The organism is Nocardia sp. NPDC049190 (genome assembly GCF_040648115.1).
Classification (GTDB): Bacteria; Actinomycetota; Actinomycetes; order Mycobacteriales; family Mycobacteriaceae; genus Nocardia.
Genome location: NZ_JBEZDE010000022.1, coordinates 1 through 19,252, shown reverse-complemented (window position 1 = coordinate 19,252; position 19,252 = coordinate 1). Strand labels below are relative to the sequence as shown.

Annotated in this window: 16 protein-coding genes; 8 read left to right on the top strand and 8 right to left on the bottom strand. The window is 68.5% G+C overall.

Annotated features, from left to right (window positions below; genetic code table 11):
- Window positions 1-27: 27 nt before the first annotated feature.
- Window positions 28-1,779 carry an acyl-CoA dehydrogenase family protein gene (locus AB0B25_RS19690; protein WP_357181260.1) on the bottom strand — a complete coding sequence of 584 codons (1,752 nt, stop codon included), beginning with the start codon at window positions 1,777-1,779 and terminating at the stop codon, window positions 28-30.
- A gap of 198 nt (window positions 1,780-1,977) precedes the next feature.
- A complete protein-coding gene (locus tag AB0B25_RS19685) occupies window positions 1,978-3,735 on the bottom strand; it encodes a proline--tRNA ligase (protein WP_357181257.1) in 1,758 nt (585 codons plus the stop codon).
- A 58-nt stretch (window positions 3,736-3,793) separates the two neighbouring features.
- Here AB0B25_RS19685 and yaaA point away from each other — a divergent pair, with 58 nt between their 5' ends.
- The 3 genes from yaaA (at window position 3,794) to AB0B25_RS19670 (ending at window position 6,835) form a co-directional block, all read left to right on the top strand.
- Window positions 3,794-4,537, top strand: coding sequence for a peroxide stress protein YaaA (gene yaaA / locus AB0B25_RS19680; RefSeq protein ID WP_357181256.1), 744 nt, complete (start codon window positions 3,794-3,796; stop codon window positions 4,535-4,537).
- A gap of 256 nt (window positions 4,538-4,793) precedes the next feature.
- Window positions 4,794-6,284, top strand: coding sequence for a CoA-acylating methylmalonate-semialdehyde dehydrogenase (locus AB0B25_RS19675; protein WP_357181254.1), 1,491 nt, complete (start codon window positions 4,794-4,796; stop codon window positions 6,282-6,284).
- A gap of 146 nt (window positions 6,285-6,430) precedes the next feature.
- Window positions 6,431-6,835 carry a PPOX class F420-dependent oxidoreductase gene (locus AB0B25_RS19670; protein ID WP_357181251.1) on the top strand — a complete coding sequence of 135 codons (405 nt, stop codon included), beginning with the start codon at window positions 6,431-6,433 and terminating at the stop codon, window positions 6,833-6,835.
- Window positions 6,836-6,853: 18 nt separating this feature from the next.
- On the opposite strand, the gene AB0B25_RS19665 is transcribed toward AB0B25_RS19670, so the two are convergent.
- Both AB0B25_RS19665 and cobA read right to left on the bottom strand, forming a co-directional pair.
- A complete protein-coding gene (locus AB0B25_RS19665; RefSeq protein ID WP_357181498.1) occupies window positions 6,854-8,314 on the bottom strand; it encodes an MFS transporter in 1,461 nt (486 codons plus the stop codon).
- A gap of 284 nt (window positions 8,315-8,598) precedes the next feature.
- The gene (cobA, locus tag AB0B25_RS19660; RefSeq protein ID WP_357181248.1) at window positions 8,599-9,861 is read right to left on the bottom strand and encodes a uroporphyrinogen-III C-methyltransferase; all 1,263 of its coding nucleotides are present in this window, start codon (window positions 9,859-9,861) and stop codon (window positions 8,599-8,601) included.
- 261 nt (window positions 9,862-10,122) lie between these two features.
- Between cobA and AB0B25_RS19655 the strand changes: the two genes are divergently transcribed.
- From AB0B25_RS19655 to AB0B25_RS19635, 5 genes are all read left to right on the top strand, one after another.
- Complete coding sequence (locus AB0B25_RS19655) at window positions 10,123-10,596, top strand: nucleoside deaminase (protein WP_357181245.1); 474 nt, start codon at window positions 10,123-10,125, stop codon at window positions 10,594-10,596.
- Window positions 10,593-11,552 carry a 2-oxoglutarate and iron-dependent oxygenase domain-containing protein gene (locus tag AB0B25_RS19650; RefSeq protein ID WP_357181243.1) on the top strand — a complete coding sequence of 320 codons (960 nt, stop codon included), beginning with the start codon at window positions 10,593-10,595 and terminating at the stop codon, window positions 11,550-11,552. The genes AB0B25_RS19655 and AB0B25_RS19650 overlap by 4 nt, the downstream gene beginning before the upstream one ends.
- A 192-nt stretch (window positions 11,553-11,744) precedes the next feature.
- On the top strand, window positions 11,745-11,987 hold the full coding sequence (locus tag AB0B25_RS19645; RefSeq protein WP_357181240.1) for a hypothetical protein: 243 nt from the start codon (window positions 11,745-11,747) through the stop codon (window positions 11,985-11,987).
- 23 nt (window positions 11,988-12,010) lie between these two features.
- Window positions 12,011-12,877, top strand: a complete 867-nt coding sequence (locus AB0B25_RS19640; protein WP_357181237.1) for a phosphotransferase family protein — start codon at window positions 12,011-12,013, stop codon at window positions 12,875-12,877.
- A gap of 2 nt (window positions 12,878-12,879) precedes the next feature.
- Entirely contained in the window at window positions 12,880-13,977 is a 1,098-nt protein-coding gene (locus AB0B25_RS19635) for a hypothetical protein (RefSeq protein ID WP_357181496.1), read from the top strand.
- Window positions 13,978-14,157: 180 nt separating this feature from the next.
- On the opposite strand, the gene AB0B25_RS19630 is transcribed toward AB0B25_RS19635, so the two are convergent.
- The 4 genes from AB0B25_RS19630 to AB0B25_RS19615 form a co-directional block, all read right to left on the bottom strand.
- A complete protein-coding gene (locus tag AB0B25_RS19630) occupies window positions 14,158-14,532 on the bottom strand; it encodes a cobalamin biosynthesis protein (RefSeq protein WP_357181234.1) in 375 nt (124 codons plus the stop codon).
- Window positions 14,519-15,949, bottom strand: a complete 1,431-nt coding sequence (locus AB0B25_RS19625; RefSeq protein ID WP_357181493.1) for a cobyrinate a,c-diamide synthase — start codon at window positions 15,947-15,949, stop codon at window positions 14,519-14,521. Before AB0B25_RS19625 ends, AB0B25_RS19630 begins: the two co-directional genes overlap by 14 nt.
- A 97-nt stretch (window positions 15,950-16,046) precedes the next feature.
- A complete protein-coding gene (cobO, locus tag AB0B25_RS19620) occupies window positions 16,047-16,661 on the bottom strand; it encodes a cob(I)yrinic acid a,c-diamide adenosyltransferase (RefSeq protein ID WP_357181232.1) in 615 nt (204 codons plus the stop codon).
- Between the two features lie 193 nt (window positions 16,662-16,854).
- A complete protein-coding gene (locus tag AB0B25_RS19615) occupies window positions 16,855-18,828 on the bottom strand; it encodes a VWA domain-containing protein (RefSeq protein ID WP_357181491.1) in 1,974 nt (657 codons plus the stop codon).
- Window positions 18,829-19,252: the final 424 nt, after the last annotated feature.

The following is a 19,252-nucleotide window of genomic DNA, read 5'->3' as shown; positions in this document are numbered from 1 at the left end:
TCCGGCCCTATCCGGCCCTATCCGGCCCTACGGACGCATCTCGTAAGCACCGTTGTAGGACGCGACCTCGGCCCACACGCGGTCGAAGCGCGGTCGATCCGCGACCGGGGGACGCAGCGCGGAGGCGGCCCAGCCCTGCTGGGCAGGAGTGGCCGAGGGCTTGCCGTACAGCGCCGTGGCGTGGGCGTTGAAATCTCGAATCTGGAAGTCGAAGATCTGGTCGATCAGATCGCGGTCCAGGCCGGTGATCGCGGCCTGCTCCAGAATCAGCTGACCGTAGACCACCAGAGCGAACAAATGCCCGACGGTCAGCATGAAGTCCAGATCCTTGCGCTGCCCGGCATCGGGCGCCGAGCTGCTCAGCAGCGTGCGCAGCGCCTGCGCCTGCTCGTAGAAGCGACCGACGTTGGGGATGTCGGAGTGCTTCTCGTACACCGCGGTCCAGTCCGCGAATTGCACTGCGCTCGCGCCCCGGGCGGGGCCCTGCCGCCAGAAGAACGCGTCGTCGGCGGCATCTCGGCGTGTCCCGACCTCGGGGTAATCCTTCGGATCGAACAGGTAGTTCGGCATGAACTTCAGGATCTGCCCGACATTCACGTGCACCGTGCCCTCCAGCCGTGGCAGCGTGTTGATCAGCCGCTGCACCTCGGCGAAGTAGGTGTTCTTCTCGAAACCCTTGGCCGCCAGCACATCCAGCAGCAGCGTTATCACGGTCTCACCCTCCGAGGTGACCTTGGACTTCGTCATCGGGTTGAACAGCAGGTAGCGGCGGTCCTCCAGGCTCGCGGTGCGGAAGTAGTCGACGGCCCGGTCGCTGAACAGCTTCATCGCGATGATGCGCGCATAGGCGTCGACGAAGTTGGTGCGCACATGCGGGAAATCGGTGACCGGATTGCCGTAGAGGATGCGGTTTCCCGCGTGCGTGATCGCCTCGTAGAACGAGTGCTCGACCATACCGATGCCGCCGTGGCAGAGATTGAACTTACCCACGTTGACGGTATTGAGCGCGGCGGAGAACGCTTCGGGACCGGTGTGCAGGATGTCCTCGGCACGCACCGGGTAGTCCTCCAAGCGGAACGTGCTCACGTACATCTGCTGGTGCACGACATTGCCGAGCAGGTGATAGTTCTCGTGCCGGGAGTCGGCAGCGAACCAGACGTAGCCGTCGGCCCCCTCGAGGTCGGCGCGGCGGGAGAACACCGACACCATGCTGGCCACATTGCCGTTGCCGATGTAGTACTTGGCGCCGTTGGCGCGGAACAGGATTCCGGACTCGGCGTCCGCGCTACCGGGCGTCGTCGGCGTGAGAACCAGGTCTGTGTTGTAGATGTCGGCGCCATGCGTCTGCTCGGACAGGCCGAACGCCATCACCTCGCCCTCGGCCAGATCCGCGGCCGCCCGCCTCTTGGCGTCCTCGTTGTCGCTCTGCCAGATCGGGCCGAGACCCAGGATGGTCACCTGCTCGGCATACCAGTAGGCGAGGCCATAGAAACCCAAGATCTCCGACAACGCGGCATTGCGCGCGGTATCCCAGCGCCGATTCGGGTCGCCGTCGGCGTAGGCCGCCGGAGTGAGGAAGGTGGCGAACAGCTTCTCCTTCTTGACGAAGTCGAGGAACTCCGCCGTCCACACCGCATTCGCGTCGTCGGCGAGCAACTGCTGCTTGCCCCGCCCCTCGAACCACTCGATAGTGGCGCGCAACAGCCGCCGTGTCTCCAGGTCGAACTGCTGCGGGTCGTAGTCGGCCGGGTTGAACAACAACGTGTCGATGCTCGTCATGCCGGTTAACTTACCAGCGGGTAACCGCAGCCTGGACCAGGTCCGTTGTTCTGCGTCCAGCAAATCCGGCCTACGGATGCGTAGGTCGTGATCGGCAGGCTGTGCACCCGCCGTCGCTTCCCGATAGTTGGCGCAGCGGTGTCCCGACGCGACCTGCCCTATGGCCCCCGACCGAGTCGAGTGCCATGGTCAGCTGGGTCAGCGGTGAACTCTGGCTACCACCGCATCCACGGCGGACGCGGCGGGGAGCGCTTCGGCCTCGCCGGTGAAACGATCGCGCAGTTCGACCTTGCCCTCGGCCCAGCCTCGACCGATCACGAGGACCAGCGGCATGCCGAGTAGTTCGGCGTCCTTGAACTTGACGCCGGGCGAGGCCGTACGGTCGTCGAAAAGCACATCCAGACCCCGGGCGTGCAGTCCTTCCACGACTTCTTCGGCGCCTGCGCGCGCTGCCTCGTCCTTGTTCGCGATCACGACGTGCACGTCGTACGGCGCGACCTCGGCGGGCCAGCGCAGCCCCTTGTCGTCATGCTGCTGTTCGGCGATCACCGCGACCATTCGCGACACGCCGACGCCGTAGGAACCCATGGTCAACCGCACCGGTTTGCCGTTCTCACCGAGCACGTCCACATCGAAGGCGTCGGTGTACTTCTTGCCGAGTTGGAAGATGTGGCCGATCTCGATGCCGCGCGCGGACACCAGCGCGCCGCGCCCGTCGGGTGAAGGATCGCCGTCGCGGACCTCGGCGGCCTCGATGGTGCCGTCGGGGATGAAGTCACGACCGGCGACCAAGCCGACGACGTGCTTTCCCGACTGGTCGGCGCCGGTGATCCACCTGGTGCCCGCGACGACGCGGGGGTCGACCAGGTAACGAACACCGTTGGCTTGCAGCGCCTTCGGACCGATGTATCCCTTCACCAGGAACGGATTGTCGGCGAAGTCGGCTTCGGTGAGCAAGTGCACCTCGGCCGGCTCGACGGAGGCGCCCAGCCGCTTCTCGTCCACCTCGCGATCGCCAGGGATGCCGATGCCCAGGATCTCGGTCTTGCCGTCCGGGCGGCGCAGCTTGACGATGACGTTCTTCAGAGTGTCGGCCGCGGTGACCGGGCGGCCGTACTGCTCGGCGATACCCGCGCCGTTGGCCCAGTCGACGAGGGTCGCGATGGTCGGTGTGTCCGGGGTGTCGTGCACGACAGCCGCCGGCTGCCCCTCGATCGACATCGGCTCGGGAGCGGGTGTGACCACCGCCTCCACATTGGCCGCGTAGCCGGATTCCAGGCAACGCACATAGGTGTCCTCGCCGACCGGGCTCTCGGCGAGGAACTCCTCCGACGCGCTGCCACCCATCGCGCCGGAAGTGGCCGCGACGATGACGTAGTCGACGCGCAGCCGGTCGAAGATGCGCTGATATGCCGTACGGTGCGCCTGATAGCTCGCCGCCAGCCCCTGCTCGTCCAGGTCGAAGGAGTAGGAATCCTTCATGACGAATTCGCGACCGCGCAGGATGCCGGCGCGGGGACGCTCCTCGTCGCGGTACTTGGTCTGGATCTGATACAGCGTGACCGGAAGGTCCTTGTAGGAGCTGTACTCCCCCTTCACCGTGAGCGCGAACAGCTCCTCATGGGTCGGACCGAGCAGGTAGTCCCCGCCCTTACGGTCTTGCAGCCGGAACAGGCCCTCGCCGTATTCGGTCCACCGGTTGGTGGTCTCATACGGGTCACGCGGCAGCAGCGCGGGCAACGAGATCTCCTGGGCGCCGATCGCGTCCATCTCCTCGCGCACCACGTTCTCGACCTTGCGCAGCACACGAAGACCCAACGGCAGCCAGGAGTAGACACCCGGAGCGACACGGCGCACATAGCCGGCACGAACCAACAGTTTATGGCTGGGCACCTCCGCGTCGGCGGGATCGTCGCGCAGGGTACGCAGAAAGAGGCGGGAGAGGCGGGTGATCACGAAAGCACAGGATAGTCGTCGCTCGGACGCCGTTCGCAACCCATTATGGTATTCGTTCGTGCTGGTGCTGCTGCCTCCCTCCGAAACGAAGTCCGATGGCGGCACCGGTGCGCCGCTCACGCTGGACTCGCTGGCGATGCCTCAGCTCACGACGGTGCGCGCGCGGCTGATCGACGAGGTGGTTCGGCTTGCGGCAGACCCGAAGAGCTCCCGCACGGCGCTGGGACTGGGCAAGGGGGCGGATGTCGAGATCGCCCGCAACGCCGCGCTGCGCACGTCGCCGACCCGCCCTGCGCTCGAGCGCTACACCGGCGTGCTGTACGACGCGCTCGACGCGCGCTCGTTCACAAAACTTCAGCAGGCCAAGGCGCACGCCCGGCTGGGCATCGGCTCCGCGCTGTTCGGCGCCATCCGCGCGGGCGACCCGATTCCCGCCTACCGACTCTCCGGCGGCTCCAAACTGCCCGGACTGCCGACCCTCTCGGCCGTCTGGCGCGACGCGCTGGCCGAGGCGCTGCACGCGGAGGCCGCGGGCGAACTCGTCATCGACCTGCGCTCCGGCACCTACCAGCAGCTGGGCCGTGTTCCGGGCGCGGTCACCGCGAACGTACTCACCGTGCACCAGGACGGATCGCGCACGGTGGTGAGTCATTTCAACAAGCACCACAAGGGCCTGCTGGCCCGCGCCCTCGTGCTCACCAGGGCTGAACCGACCGACGTCCGAGGCGTGGCGCGGGTGGCGACCAAGGCCGGGTTGCGTACTGAAATCGCCTCGCCGACCGAGCTTCTGATCCTCACCTGACGCGACCCGGCGCCGATAAACGTGTGCCGTCTACGTCGACGACAGGTCAGGCCGGAGGTTCGAGGTCCGGGCCGTCGACCTGCCACCGACGACATCGAGTCGACCCGCACCACCGGCGACCGCGGAAAGCACCGACGAATCGGAAATCGGGTACGGACCGTCGGTCTATCGGACAGGCTTGACGCCGCAGAGTTATACCAGGCCGAGCACACGACATCGGGGCCGCGGCGACGCACACCGATCGAATCGAGGAGATATGCAGACGATCGCGCACTGGCTCGACGGCAAAACTTTCGCGGGCACCAGCGAGGCGACGGCGCCGGTGACCAATCCGGCCACCGGCGTGGTGACCGGACAGGTCGCGCTGGCGAGCGCCGCGGACACCCGCGCGGCGATCGACTCGGCGGCCGCGGCCTTCCCGGCCTGGCGGGACACCTCGCTGGCACGCCGCACCCAGATCCTGTTCCGCTTCCGCGAACTACTCAACGAACGCAAGGAAGAACTCGCTCAACTGATCACCGCCGAGCACGGCAAGGTCCTCGTCGATGCCTTGGGTGAGGTGAGCCGCGGCCTGGAAGTCGTCGAGTTCGCGTGTGGCGTACCGCATCTGCTCAAGGGCGGCTACACCGAGAACGCCTCGACCAAGGTCGATATCTTCTCGCTGCGCCAGCCGCTCGGACCGGTCGCGGTGATCTCCCCGTTCAACTTTCCCGCGATGGTGCCGATGTGGTTCTTCCCCCTCGCCATCGCCGCGGGCAACACCGTGGTGCTCAAGCCGAGTGAGAAAGATCCGTCGGCCGCGCTGTGGCTGGCCCAACTGCTCGCCGAAGCCGAACTGCCCGCAGGCGTCTTCACGGTGCTGCAAGGCGACAAGGTCGCGGTGGATGAGCTGCTGGACAACCCGGGCATCAAGGCTGTCTCGTTCGTGGGCTCGACGCCGATCGCGCGGTACGTCTACCAGCGCGGCACCGCGGCGGGCAAGCGGGTGCAGGCGCTCGGCGGCGCGAAGAACCACATGGTGGTGCTGCCGGACGCCGATCTGGACCTGGCCGCCGACGCCGCGGTCAACGCCGGGTTCGGCTCCGCCGGCGAGCGATGCATGGCGATCAGCGTGGTGGTCGCGGTCGGCGGTGCGGCCGACGAGTTGGTCGGCAAGATCGCCGAGCGGGCCAGGACCATCAGGACCGGCGACGGCACCGGCGCGGCCGACATGGGGCCCCTGGTCACGCGCGCACATCGCGACCGAGTTGCCGACTACGTCGCGGCCGGCGAATCCGCCGGCGCCACGGTGATTCTCGATGGCCGCGACGTCGAGGCCGACGGTGCGGCCGAGGGTTTCTGGCTGGGACCGACGATTCTCGATCACGTCCGCACGGACATGAGCGTCTACACCGACGAGATCTTCGGTCCCGTCTTGTCGATCGTGCGGGTCGACAGTTACGACGCCGCGCTCACCCTGGTCAATGCCAACCCCTACGGCAACGGGACAGCCATCTTCACCAACGACGGCGGGGCGGCGCGGCGCTTCCACAACGAGGTAGAGGTCGGCATGGTCGGGATCAACGTGCCGATCCCGGTTCCCATGTCCTATTACAGCTTCGGCGGCTGGAAGAACTCGCTGTTCGGTGACGCGCACGCACACGGCACCGACGGCGTGCAGTTCTTCACCCGCGGCAAAGCAGTCACCACCCGCTGGCTCGACCCGAGCCACGGCGGGCTGAATCTCGGGTTCCCGCAGAACAAGTAGGAACGCACGGCGACGCGCAGGACAGCGAAAGGACGTCGACTGCCTCTTCCGACGAACGGCGACACCGGGCTCCGGCCGTGCGTGATCGCCGAGGCCGCGGCGAGGCGGCGGGAATGCCGTGGCGCGTCCGCTTGTTCGTTCAGCACATGACCGGAACCGTCATGCTGTCCGACGACCTGAAGAAGCACCTGGATCAGGAGCGGGTGTTCGCCACCGCGGCCACGATCGGACAACCACATCTGACCGTGGTCTGGATCAAGCGCGACGGCGACGATCTACTGTTCTCCACCACGACCGATCGTCAGCAGGGAAAGAATCTCATTCGCGACCCGCGGATCACCGTACTGATCAACCCACCGGACAACCCGTACGTGTACGCGGAGATCCGCGGCGATGCAACGCTCACTCCGGACCCGGACAAGACGCTGCCCGACGAGTTGTCGTTGAAGTACACCGGCAAGAAGTACCTCGACTTCAACCCGGCCGCGGTGCACGATGGTCCGCGCGTGATCGTGCGGGTGACACCGCGCAGGGTCGTGGGCCGGATGTGATCGGCAGGCCAGGTGGGTTCAGGCCTGCTGGGCCTCTTCCTGCGCATGCTGCGCTTTCGCCAGCTGCTGCGGCGTGAACCGCAGCGTCAGCGCGACCAGCACGGCGGCGACGGCGATGAGCGCACACACGAACAGCACCAGGGTGTACCCACTACCCAGCGCGGCGATCTGGGCGGGCGTCATCTCCGCGACCTTGCCGGTGTGTCCTCCCAGCGAGAGCGTGCGCGACGCGGCGATCGGCGTCAGCAGGCCGATGGCCACCGGTGTCGCCAGGTTCATGAACATCTGCCCGACCGCGGCCAGCGGACCGATGTTCGCCGGCGGCACACCGACCAGCACGCACAGCGGCGCGAGCACCATCGCCATGCCGACGCCGAAGCCCATCACGACGAGCAGGGGCAGCAGCGTCGTCCAATACCGCACGCCTCCGTCGAGGGTGGAACCGAACAGCAGCCCGGCGCCGAGCACCACCGCCGAGCAGGCGAGCAGCCAGCGCGGCGCGATGAACAACGCGGCCTTGGAGGCCAGCGCGCCGCCGATGCCGATGCCGACGGTGAACGGAATCGCCGCGACACCCGCCTTCAGGGGGCCGTAGCCGATCACGTTCTGCATGAACTGGGCGACGAAGAAGGTCATCGCGCCGAGCACACCACCGGCCAGGAAGATCAGCAGGAAGGTGGCGACCCGGTCACGGCTGTCGAACAGCGACCACGGCAGCAGCGGGTCCGCCACGCGTCGCTCCATCACCACGAAGACGATGAGCAGCACGACGCCCGCGATCAACGAACCGATGATGGCCGGATGACCCCACCCGAGTTCCGGCCCCTCGGTGGCGCCGAACACGATGGCGGCGCAGGCGATGGTGCCCAGCACCGCGCCGGGAACATCCAACGCCGATCGGTGGTGGGCGGTGTCGGCGAGCTTGTAGACCGCGCCGAGGATGATCAGCGCCCCGATCGGAACGTTGATCAGGAAGATCCACCGCCACGACAGCTGGGTCAGTGCGCCACCGACCACCAGACCGCCGACCGAACCGATGCCGACCATCGAACCGACGATCGCGATCGCCTGGTTGCGCGCCTTGCCAGGAGCGAAAGTCGTTGCCACAAGGGCGAATGCCGTCGGCGCGGCGACCGCCGCGCCCGCGCCCTGGAACGCGCGCGCTCCGATCAGCATCGTCTGATTCTGCGCGAGTCCACACGCCAGCGAGGCGATGGTGAACAGGCCGACGCCCAGGATCAGCATGCGTTTGCGCCCGAAGGCGTCACCGAGCCTGCCACCGAGCAGCATCAGGCCCGCGAAGGTGAGACCGTAGGACGTCACCGTCCACGCACTACCCGCGCTGGACAGCCCCATCTCCTCCTGCAGTCGAGGCAGCGCGAAGATCACCACCGTGCCATCGAGCACGACCATGAGCTGCAACCCGCTCAGTACTAGGATCGCGAGCCCGAAGGCCCGCTGCGTCATCGGGTACTGCATCATCGCAGCGGGATTCTGGAGCACAGTGAGCCACTGTAATTGATGGCAGCACCGTCGCCCGCGCCACGGCGATCCGGCCGGATCCGAGACGAACTGCCGGGTGTCGTGGATTCGGCACGATCGAACGGCCCCGGACGACCGTGATCAGACACCGGCAAACCCGACAAACTCGGACGTCTGAGACACCCCCGGCACCTCGGCCTGAAGGGCGGCGACGGCCGACAACGCCGTCCGATCACCGGTACACCGAAACGACCGGCCTGCGCCGAGCTGGGGCCGCAGCGCTACGCGGTGGGTGATTCGACAAAGTCGGCAGAGAATCCGGCAGTTGGGCCGATCACCACGATCGCCGGCGGGCGGATGCCTTCTTCACGGACCCGCGCGGCGACGGTGGCGAGGTCGGCGCGCAGTACCCGCTGGGTGCGCAGCGTGCCCTCCTGGATGACTGTCGCTGGTGTCTCGGACGGACGCCCGCCGTGCAGCAGTGCCGTGGCGAACTGCTCGATTCGCTCTACCGCCATCATCAGCACCAGGGTGCCGCGCAACCTGGCCAGTGCAGGCCAGTCGACCAACGAGTCCGGGTGATCCGGCGCCACGTGACCACTCACCACCACGAACTCGTGGGTGACGCCGCGATGCGTCACCGGAATACCCGCGGCGGCGGGCACCGCGATAGGGCTGCTGACCCCGGGAACCACGGTGACCGGAACGCCGGCCGCGACGCAGGCCTCCAGCTCCTCGTAGCCGCGCCCGAACACGTACGGGTCACCGCCCTTGAGCCGCACCACGAACTTGCCCGCTTTCGCGCCCTCGACGAGCGCGGTATTGATCGCGTCCTGCGCCATCGCCCGCCCGTAGGGGATCTTCGCCGCGTCGATCACCTCGACCTCGGGCCCGAGTTCGGCCAGCAGTTCCGGCGGGGCGAGCCGGTCGGCGACCACGAGATCGGCCCTGGCCAGCAACCGCCGACCGCGCACGGTGATCAGGTCGGGGTCGCCAGGGCCACCGCCGACCAGCGCGACGCCGGGAACGATCGGCGTCGAATCATCGGTCACCACACCGGATTGCAGAGCCTCCAGCAGCGCGTTGCGCACCGCGGCCGAACGCCGGTGCTGCCCGCTCGCCAATACACCGAGCGTCAGTCCGTCGTAGCGCGCGGTAGCCGGGGTGACGGCGGTGCCGAGCCGGGCGATATCGGCGCGCACGCAGAAGATCCGCCGCCGGATCGCCTCCGCCACCACCGCCGCGTTCGTCTCCGGGTCGTCGGTGCACGCGAGCACGTACCAGGCACCGTCGAGATCGCCGGCGACGTACCCGCGGAGTGTCACGGCGATCCGGCCCGAACTCGCCATCGCCTCGACCGCGGGCGTGACCGCACGGCTCACCACATGCACATCGGCCCCGGCGGCGATCAGCAGACCGAGCCTGCGCTGCGCAACACTGCCACCGCCGATCACCACGACGCGGCGACCGTTGAGATCGAGCCCGACCAGGTAGTTCGGATCGCCCGCGGGCTGGTCTCGGGTTGTGTCTGACGGGTTCGGCACAAGTCTCGAGCCTACGTGCTGTCCGTGCGCGTCCGGCAATCGATCGAGTCGCACCGCGACCACACCGTCTCCGGTGCGCCCGGTCGGTGGCAGGCCGGCCCCGCGCGGTGGACCTGGTCCGGAATCGTCGCTGGGATTCCACGCATCGGCGAAGGCACAGCCCGCTGCGCCGGCCGGAACGCGCGAGGCAAGACGGCAGTGTTCGTCCGACTGACGAACTGTACGTTGCGGGCGAGGGCGACTTGCCTGGACAGTGGACGCATGACGCAGGTGAGATCGGCACAGCAGCTGCTCGGAGTGGCCTACGACGAGGCACTGCGTGGGCTCGCCGAGGGCGGCATCCCGATCGGCGCCGCCCTGTTCGACGCCGACGGCACGCTGCTCGGACGCGGCCACAACCGCCGGGTACAGTCCGATGACCCGAGCATCCACGCCGAAACCGATGCCTTCCGCGCGGCCGGACGGCGGCGCGGCTACGGCCGCACGATCATGGTGACCACGCTGTCGCCCTGCTGGTATTGCAGCGGTCTGGTGCGTCAGTTCGGTATCGGCTCGGTGATCATCGGAGAATCGCAGACCTTCTCCGGCGGGCACGATTGGCTTGCCGAGTGCGGTGTGTCGGTCACCGTGCTCCAGGACCAACGCTGCATCGAGTTGATGACCGAGTTCATCGCGGAGAATCCCGCGCTGTGGCATGAGGACATCGGCGTCGCGGACGGAATCCAAGCGCCATGAAGGCCATCGCCACCATCGATCTCGCCGAGTGGCGGGCGGGCGGCACCGCGGCGTCCGAGGTCGAACGCACGGTCGACGAGGGTCTGTGCCGGGCCGGATTCCTGCTGGTACGCGGCCATGGTGTGCCCGAGGGCCTGTCCGATGCGGTGCGCGCCGCGGTCCGGCGCTTCTTCACGCTGCCGGACACGGTGAAGCAGCGCTACGCGGTGACCGTCGGTGGACGCGGCTGGATCGGTCCGGGCAGGGAGGCGAACGGCTACGCCGAGGCAACGGCCACGCCACCGGATCTGAAGGAGACCTTCGCCGTCGGCGCCGACACCCGTACCGGCGATCCGAAGGTCGACGACGTCTGGTTCCGGCCCAACGTATGGCCGGACGAGGTGCCGCAGTTGCGTGAGCTGATCAGCTGCTACACCGACGCCATGCGTGTGCTCTCCGACGAGTTGCTCGCCTTGTGCGCAGCCGCGCTGCGACTGCCCACCAACCCGTTCGTCCGCTTGGCCGGACACCCCACCTGGACCTGCAACATCAACCACTACCCGGCCATGTCGGTGCTCGGCCGTCCGGAGCCCGGACAGTTCCGCATCGGTCCGCACACCGATTTCGGGACTGTGACCGTGCTGGATCGCGAGCCGGGTGCGGGCGGTCTGCAGGTGTACACCGAACCGGAGGGCTGGGCGGACGCACCCTACGACCCGACCGCGCTCACCGTGAACATCGGCGACCTGCTGGCTTACTGGAGCGGTGCGCGCTGGTCGCCCGGACGGCATCGGGTGCAGCCACCACAGCCGCATGCTCCCGACGAAGACCTGGTGTCGCTGATCTACTTCTACGAGCTCAACCACGATGCGGTGGTGCGGCCGCTGGCACCACCGATCGGCCGTAGGCGCGACCTTCCCCCGGTGGTCTCCGCGGACTTCCTGCGCACCCGCCTGGACGCCATCACCGTCGGCTGACGGTCGACCGGATCACCGGATATTCCCGGACCAGGATGCTGTCGCAGGTCCGCGCGCGTCCTCGGTGTGCCGCGTCGAGCGGACCGGTTGGATTTCATGGCCGTTTCGGCCCGGCACACCGCTGGAACGCTTTACAGTCGCGTATCCGCTCAACCAGTGCGCGCCAGGGGTGCGCACGTCAGAAGGACAACCATGGCCGACGATCCATACCCGGCCCAGCGCCACCAGCTGACTGTCAGCGCTCGCGACCTCGACACGCTCGCCGCGGATCTGGCACGTTGGCTTGCCGCGCGGGTCGCGGCCGACCGGCCCCCGCGGATGTCCGCGGTGGCCCGCCCGGAGTCCGGCGGCATGTCCTGTACGACAGTCCTGTTCGACGCCGAATGGAGCGTGCACGACCGGCGCGAGAGCGCGGATCGTTCGTCGCACGGATAGCGCCCGAAGCCGGATCGTTCCCGGTGTTCGAGACCTACGACCTGGCCACCCAGTACCAGGTGATGGCAGGCGTCGCGGCGGCCACCGGCGCGCCGGTACCCGAGCTGTGCTGGCTGGAAACCGACGAAAAGGCGCTCGGTGCGCCATTCCTGGTGATGCGGCGGGTCGACGGACGGGTGCCGTCGGACAATCCGCCGTACGTGTTCGCCGGCTGGCTGTTCGATGCCAGCCCCGCCGAACGCCTCCGGCTGGCCGACAACACCGTCCAGGTGCTTGCCGAGATCCACGACATCCCCGATCCCGCAGCACGTTTCCCGATGCTGGGCGGACCGGGGCAATCGCTGCGCAGACACGTCGAGGCACAGCGAGCCTCGTATCGGTGGGCGCTGGCGGACGACGGGTTCCGAATCCCGCTCATCGAAAGGGCATTCCAGTGGATCGACGAGCACTGGCCGACCGATCCCGGCCCGGATGTGCTCAGTTGGGGCGACGCCCGTCCGGGAAACATCATCTACCGAGGATTCGATCCGGTGGCGGTGCTGGATTGGGAGATGGCCGCGCTCGGGCCACGAGAAATCGACCTGGGCTGGATGATCTTCACCCATCGGTTCTTCCAGGATATCGCGACGCGAGTCGACCGACCCGGCCTTCCGGACTTCCTGCGCCGCGACGACGTGGTGGCGAAATATCGTGAGGTCTCCGGCTATTCCGCGCGCGACCTCGACTTCTATCTCGTCTACGCCGCGCTGCGCTTCGCGATCGTGATGGCCAGGGTGAAACGCAGGATGATCCATTTCGGTGAGGGCACCGATACCACCGACCGCGACGATTACGTCATGCACCGCGCGTTCCTGGAAGCTTTACTCGACGGAACCTACGAATGGGACTGACCATGCCGGCACCCTTGGACGAATACCCGATCCATCAGACCGCGCTGTCGCTGGCCAGGGTGGCCAGCAGCGACCGGAACTTCTACGACCGCAGCTACTTCAACGCTCACGACCGCGACGGTGGCACGCTGCTGATCACCGGTCTCGGGGTGTACCCCAACCTCGGAGTGACCGACGCCTACGCCGCGGTCCGGCGTGGCGACATCCTGCGGTCGGTGCGGTTCTCCGACGCGCTCGGCCCCCGCGGACTGGAACAGCGGGTCGGCGGATACCGCATCGAGGTGCAGGAGCCGCTGCACCGCATCCGGGTGGTCTGCGAGCACGACGACCTCGGCTTCGATCTCACCTGGACCGGCGCTTTTCCCGCCGTGCAGGAGCAGCCGCATCTCATCCTCGCCGGCAACCGGCCGATCATCGACGCGTCCCGGTTCGCGCAGGTCGGTTCGTGGGCGGGAACACTGCACGTGGACGGCGACGACATCGCGGTCGATCCAGCGGTGTGGACCGGCACGCGGGATCGCTCGTGGGGCATCCGCCCGGTCGGCGAGACCGAGCCGGCCGGACGCGCCGCCGCCGAGCCGTCCGGCGGTTTCTGGTGGTTGTACGCGCCGCTGCGGTTCGAGGACTTCGCGGTGGTCGTGATCGTGCAGGAGGAGCCGGACGGCCGGCGCACACTCAACGACGCGACCCGGATCTGGCCGGACGGACGCACCGAGCAACTCGGCTGGCCGCGGATATCGATCGAGTACCGTGCCGGCACAAGACTTCCCGTCGCGGCGCGGCTGGCGCTGACCACGCAGGACGGCAAGCCGATCGACATCGAGATCACGCCGGGCACCGGAATCCCTTTGCACGTCGGCTGCGGCTACGGCGGCGACCCCGACTGGAAGCACGGCCAATGGAGGGGCCGCGACTGGTCGGATACCAGCCGCTACGACCTCACCGACCCCGCGGTTGTCGCCCGCACGCCCTACGGCGTCATCGACCACGTCGCCCACGCGCGCTGCGGCGATGCCGAGGGCTGGGGCCTGTTCGAACACGCCAGCATCGGCCGCCACGCCCCCACCGGCTTCGCCGACTGGGGGTCGGTCGCACCGTAGCCCAGGGCGCCGCCGCGTCACCGCGTTGTGCCTCGCGCGGCACGAAGTACGTCGTCTCGGTCGTGTGGGAACGATTCGTGCCTCGGCGAACCGGCAACCCGTTCGGGCCGCCCTTCGCCGCGAGTCCGTCGCACTCCAGCCCGACCCGCGCGGATATCCGGGCCCGATGGGCGCGCTGTCCTACCTCGGGCCGCCGAGGCGCGTTGCCGCGATCACCACTCCGCGCACGATCCGCTTGGGTACCAGCAACGCAGCGCCGTCCGCGGCCAGGACCGCCGCCGCCTCGGCGACACTCGACGTCGCGACCGCCGCGAATGTCCGGCTGCCCGGGTTGGGGACGTCGACCGCGGCGAGGACGGCGGCGGAGTAGGACTTGATCGGCACACCCAGCTCAGCGGCCACCGCACGAAGTCCGGGCTCCCCCGCGCGTCGATCGAGTGTGGCAAGGCACCCTATGGTGTTGTCGCAGAGGACTTCTCGCAGCGCAGCATAGATACGGTCCGCCGAGGTGCCCGGCCGGAGTCCGATGCCGACCACGAGTTCAGCCGTCGGCACGAGAGCTCGCGTAGTCCGTCGCGACACGGACGAAACGGGTGATCGCTGCAGGGTTTCCGGCAGGGTGGGTGTGCAGATACGAAGCGTGCACATTACGGATCAGCGTGCCCTCGCGGGCGGGTTCGTCGGCGCTGTCGCGCCAACCCCATGCCGCAACGTCCGACGTCGCGGTAATCAGGCGGGTTCGATGAAATTCGTGCCCGCGCACACGTTCTCCGGTCCGCCACAGCGGGGAATCGGCCAGTGCCACGGCATCTCGGTAGCCCAGGGTCAGTCGCGGTCCGAAGGCGGCGTCGGCACGCACCACGCCCGCCATCGGGTGTCCGTCCAGCGACCTGGTCAGATACAGCAGCCCGGCGCATTCGGCGTGCACCGGCATCCCGCGTCGGGCCGACTCGGCCACAGCCCGCAACAGACCGGTGTTGGCCGCCAGCTCCGCCGCATGCTCCTCGGGAAACCCACCCGGCAGCACCAGCCCCGACGTACCGGTGGGCAATTCGTCACGCAGCGGATCGAACACGACCACCCGCGCCCCCGCCGCCAGCAGCAACTCCCGGTGCTCCGCGTACCCGAAGGTGAACGCCGACCCACCCGCGATGGCGATCAGCGGGCCCCCGTCCACGGTATCGACGGCAACGCCGACGGTGGACTCGGCGGATGCCCGCGAGCCACCGGCGATGTCCGGACCGCGGACAGCTTCGGACGGATCCCACGCCGGGCCGCTCACCGTCGACCGGGCCAGTGCCGTGACAGCGTGCAGATCCACATGCGCGGCGACGAGATCGGTCATCGCGGCAACGGCGGCCGTCGCGGCGGCGCCGTGTTCCACGGCCGGAATCAAGCCGAGGTGCCGGGAGGGAACCGCCAATTCGGCCATCCGCGGCAGCGAACCGAGCACCGCCAGACCGACCCGCTCGCACGCCGCGCGCAGCACCTGGTCATGCCGCACGCTGCCGACCCGGTTCAGAATCACCCCGCCGAGCCGGACCCCACTGTCGAACGTGGCGAACCCGTGCAGCAGCGCCGCCAGGCTCTGACTATGCCCGCGAGCGTCCACTACCAGCAGCACCGGCGCACCGAGCAGGCTCGCGACCTGCGCTGTGGACCCCTCCGCCACCGGCCCGGAGTGATCCGGATCGATCCGCCCATCGAACAACCCCATCGCGCCCTCGACCACGGCGAGGTCGCACCCTCGCGCACCATGTCGATAGAGCGGCACCACGCGTTCGGTCCCTACCAGGACCGGATCCAGATTCCGCCCCGGCCGTCCGGCGGCCAACCCGTGATATCCAGGATCGATATAGTCCGGCCCTACCTTGAACGGGGCCACCCGATGCCCGACCCGCCGTAGCGCCCCTACCAACCCGGTCGCGACCGTCGTCTTGCCACTCCCGGAAGCAGGAGCCGCAACCACCACAGCCGTCACCCGAGCCACCCCGTCGCCGCACGAGGGCTCGGTCGTCTCGCTGAGTACCGCGGCTGGCGGCCACGCAACCGGGAGGGTACGAGGTTGATCACCATTCGATGCCTCTTTGGCCTTTGCGGCCGGCGTCCATGGGGTGTTTTATTTTCGTCATTTCCGTCACGAGGTCAGCGGCGTCGACGAGGCGTTGGGGGGCGTCGCGGCCGGTGATGACCACATGTTGGTTGCCGGGGCGGGCCAGCAGGGTATCGATCACGTCACCGAGGTCTACCCAGCCCCACTTCAGCGGGTAGGTGAATTCGTCGAGGACGTAGAAGCGGTGCTGTTCGGCCCGGAGGCGGCGGGCGATCTCCTGCCACCCGACGAGCGCGGCCGCGGCGTGGTCTTCCTCGCTGTCCTTTTTGCGGGTCCAGGACCAGCCCTCGCCCATCTTGTGCCACTCGACCGGTCCGCCCGCTCCGGTTTCCTCGTGCAGTTTGCCGAGAGCTCGAAAGGCCGCCTCCTCCCCCACCTTCCATTTGGCGCTCTTGACGAACTGGAACACCGCGACATCGAAGCCCTGGTTCCAGGCCCGCAGTGCCATACCGAACGCGGCGGTCGACTTACCCTTGCCCGGCCCGGTATGTACCGCCAGTACCGGCTGGTTGCGCCGTTGCCGCGTGGTCAGCCCGTCGTCGGGCACAGTCTCCGGAACACCCTTGGGCATCGAATCTCCTCGCTATTCCTCGACCGAACTTCGCCCTGAACTCGGGCACTATCGCGCCATGACAACGCTGGCTCCCGAACGGAGTAGGCCGCGGCGAAACCGATCCCGGACGGTGTCCGGTTCTCGGGTAGCAGTTGCGCGCACTCGATCCGCGCGCCCGGAAGGCGTTGCGCGATGGTGGAGGCCCTGCTGTTCACGCGACCCGCAGCGACGCACCGCTCCCATGACCAGAGCCCGCGCGGACGATGTCCGCGACCGAATCTCCGGTCAGCTCCGCCAGTCTCAGATATCCGCCACGCAGGTCGCGGGCGAGGTCGATGGCCAAGCCGAGGCGGATCATGCCGCGTTCACAGTCGACCACGATCGAGGTCACCGCGTCGTTGGCGAGCAATCCCGCGGCGCCGCGCGCGCGCCCGACCGGATCGACGCCGCCGGTCGCGCGGCCGTCGGTCAACAGCACCAGCATCGGCCTGCGGCGCGGGTCGCGGACGCGTTCGCGCCGAACGACGTCACGCGCCCGCAGCAGACCCGCCGCGAGCGGCGTCTTCCCGCCGGTGCGCAGTCCGGACAATCGGCGCACCGCGATGTCGACCGACGACGTCGGCGGCAGCACGAGTTCGGCATCGGCGCCGCGCAGGGTGACGACGGCAACCTTGTCGCGACGTCGGTAGGCGTCCCGCAGTAACGCGAGTACAGCGCCGGTAACCGCCGACAGCCGGTCCCTCGCGGCCATCGAGCCGGACGCGTCGACCACGAACACGATCAGATTGCCCTCCCGGCCTTCCCGGCATGCGCCGCGCAGGTCGTCGGCGGCAAGTTGCAGCGGACCGGCGACGCGTCCACGGGCGCGCTGGTACGGCGCGGCGGCGAATACGGTGCCGAGCAGGTAGAGACCCGAGGTGGTGTCGGTGCTGGGACGCACGACCCGCCCGTGCCGCGATTCGGCACGCGAGCGGCGGCCGGGCGCACCTTCACCGACGCCGGGCACCTCCCAGCGCGGTGGCGTCGCCGCGGCGGAAACCGGTGCGCCACTGTGTCCTTCGCGCGCCTTGCCGCCCCCAGGGCCATCCGGCGGGGAAGGATTCTCGGGTCCGCCGTCGGGGTCGTCGGAGGGACCGTCCTCCCCGGGTTCCGCACGCGCCGGCGGCACGGTCTCCGAGTCGCCGGTGGCTGCGGACGGCTGCGCCTCGGCCGCCGCGTCGCGCATCGCGTCGTCGAGTTGCTCGTCGCTGATGCCGGGCTCGTCGAACGGATCGCGCCGGCGCCGGTGCGGTAGCGCGAGCTCGGCAGCGACGCGCACATCGGCCTCGGTCACCGACTCGCCGCCACGCCAGGCGGCGTGCGCGGTCGCGGCGCGCGCGACGACCAGGTCCGCCCGCATCCCGTCGACGTCGAACGACGCACACAGCGCGGCGATCCTGCGCAACTCCACATCGTCGAGTGCCACCTGTTCGACCCGATCACGGGCCGCGAGAATTCGTTCGGCCACCGCGCGGTCGGCGGCGGCGTACCGCGCCGCGAACCCCGCCGGATCCGCCTCGTAGTCCAGCCGGCGGCGCACCACCGCCATACGTACGTCGACCTCCCGCGACGCGGCCACATCCACGGTCAGCCCGAACCGATCCAGCAGCTGGGGACGCAGCTCGCCCTCTTCGGGGTTCATGGTGCCGACCAGGACGAACCGCGCGGGATGTGAGTGCGAGACACCGTCGCGTTCGATGTGTACCCGGCCCATCGCGGCCGCGTCCAACAAAACGTCGACCAGGTGGTCGTGCAGCAGGTTGACCTCGTCCACGTAGAGCACACCGTGGTGCGCGGCGGCCAGCAGGCCGGGACGAAACGCCTGCTCACCATGACGCAGCACCCGCTCCAAGTCCAGTGAGCCGATCACGCGGTCCTCGGTCGCGCCGACCGGCAGTTCGACCAACCGCGCGGGCCGTGCCCCGGTTTCGTCCACTACGGGCGGCAGCAACTGGGCCAGCGCGCGCACCACGGTCGACTTGGCCGTGCCCTTCTCGCCGCGCACCAGCACACCACCGATGCCGGGGTGCACCGCGCACAGCACCAACGCCAACTGCAGCCGCTCCTGTCCGACGACAGCCGAGAACGGAAACCCGACGTCACTCTCCGACGCGGGACGAACTCGGTGCCTCTGCTCAGACGTCAGGGCGCTTTCGGCATGGGACAAGGACACGCCCCAACTCTAAGCGCGCCCCGACAACCACCGAGCAGCACCCTCCGACCCGACCCACGCCGTCCGATCCGTTCCCACCCGAAGCGCCCACGCCCACACGATGCTGGATCCACTCGGAGCCCGCCCCGAGGCAGATATCCCGAACGACAGAAATACCGGCAGACATCTCGCCGAATTGCCGAAATATTTCATCCAGTCGCCCATCCACAGCAGCGGATCCACAGCCGATCAGACCAACACGACGACCGCTCAGAGCGCAAACCGATCGCGCACAGACCACGCAACCACCAGGGAGCGAGTCTTATGAGCGACGTTCGCGGCCCGGCTCGCGTCCGAGCGACCGACGCGCCCGCGACGAAGTCGCAAGCGGCGGCCCCTCGGGCATATCGGGATAGCA

Coding starts and splice junctions, on each gene's coding strand:
- AB0B25_RS19690 (WP_357181260.1), bottom strand. CDS start 1,779: ATGACGAGCATCGACACGTTGTTGTTCAACCCGGCCGACTACGACCCG.
- AB0B25_RS19675 (WP_357181254.1), top strand. CDS start 4,794: ATGCAGACGATCGCGCACTGGCTCGACGGCAAAACTTTCGCGGGCACC.
- AB0B25_RS19670 (WP_357181251.1), top strand. CDS start 6,431: ATGACCGGAACCGTCATGCTGTCCGACGACCTGAAGAAGCACCTGGAT.
- AB0B25_RS19665 (WP_357181498.1), bottom strand. CDS start 8,314: ATGCAGTACCCGATGACGCAGCGGGCCTTCGGGCTCGCGATCCTAGTA.
- AB0B25_RS19655 (WP_357181245.1), top strand. CDS start 10,123: ATGACGCAGGTGAGATCGGCACAGCAGCTGCTCGGAGTGGCCTACGAC.
- AB0B25_RS19650 (WP_357181243.1), top strand. CDS start 10,593: ATGAAGGCCATCGCCACCATCGATCTCGCCGAGTGGCGGGCGGGCGGC.
- AB0B25_RS19645 (WP_357181240.1), top strand. CDS start 11,745: ATGGCCGACGATCCATACCCGGCCCAGCGCCACCAGCTGACTGTCAGC.
- AB0B25_RS19635 (WP_357181496.1), top strand. CDS start 12,880: ATGCCGGCACCCTTGGACGAATACCCGATCCATCAGACCGCGCTGTCG.
- cobO (WP_357181232.1), bottom strand. CDS start 16,661: ATGCCCAAGGGTGTTCCGGAGACTGTGCCCGACGACGGGCTGACCACG.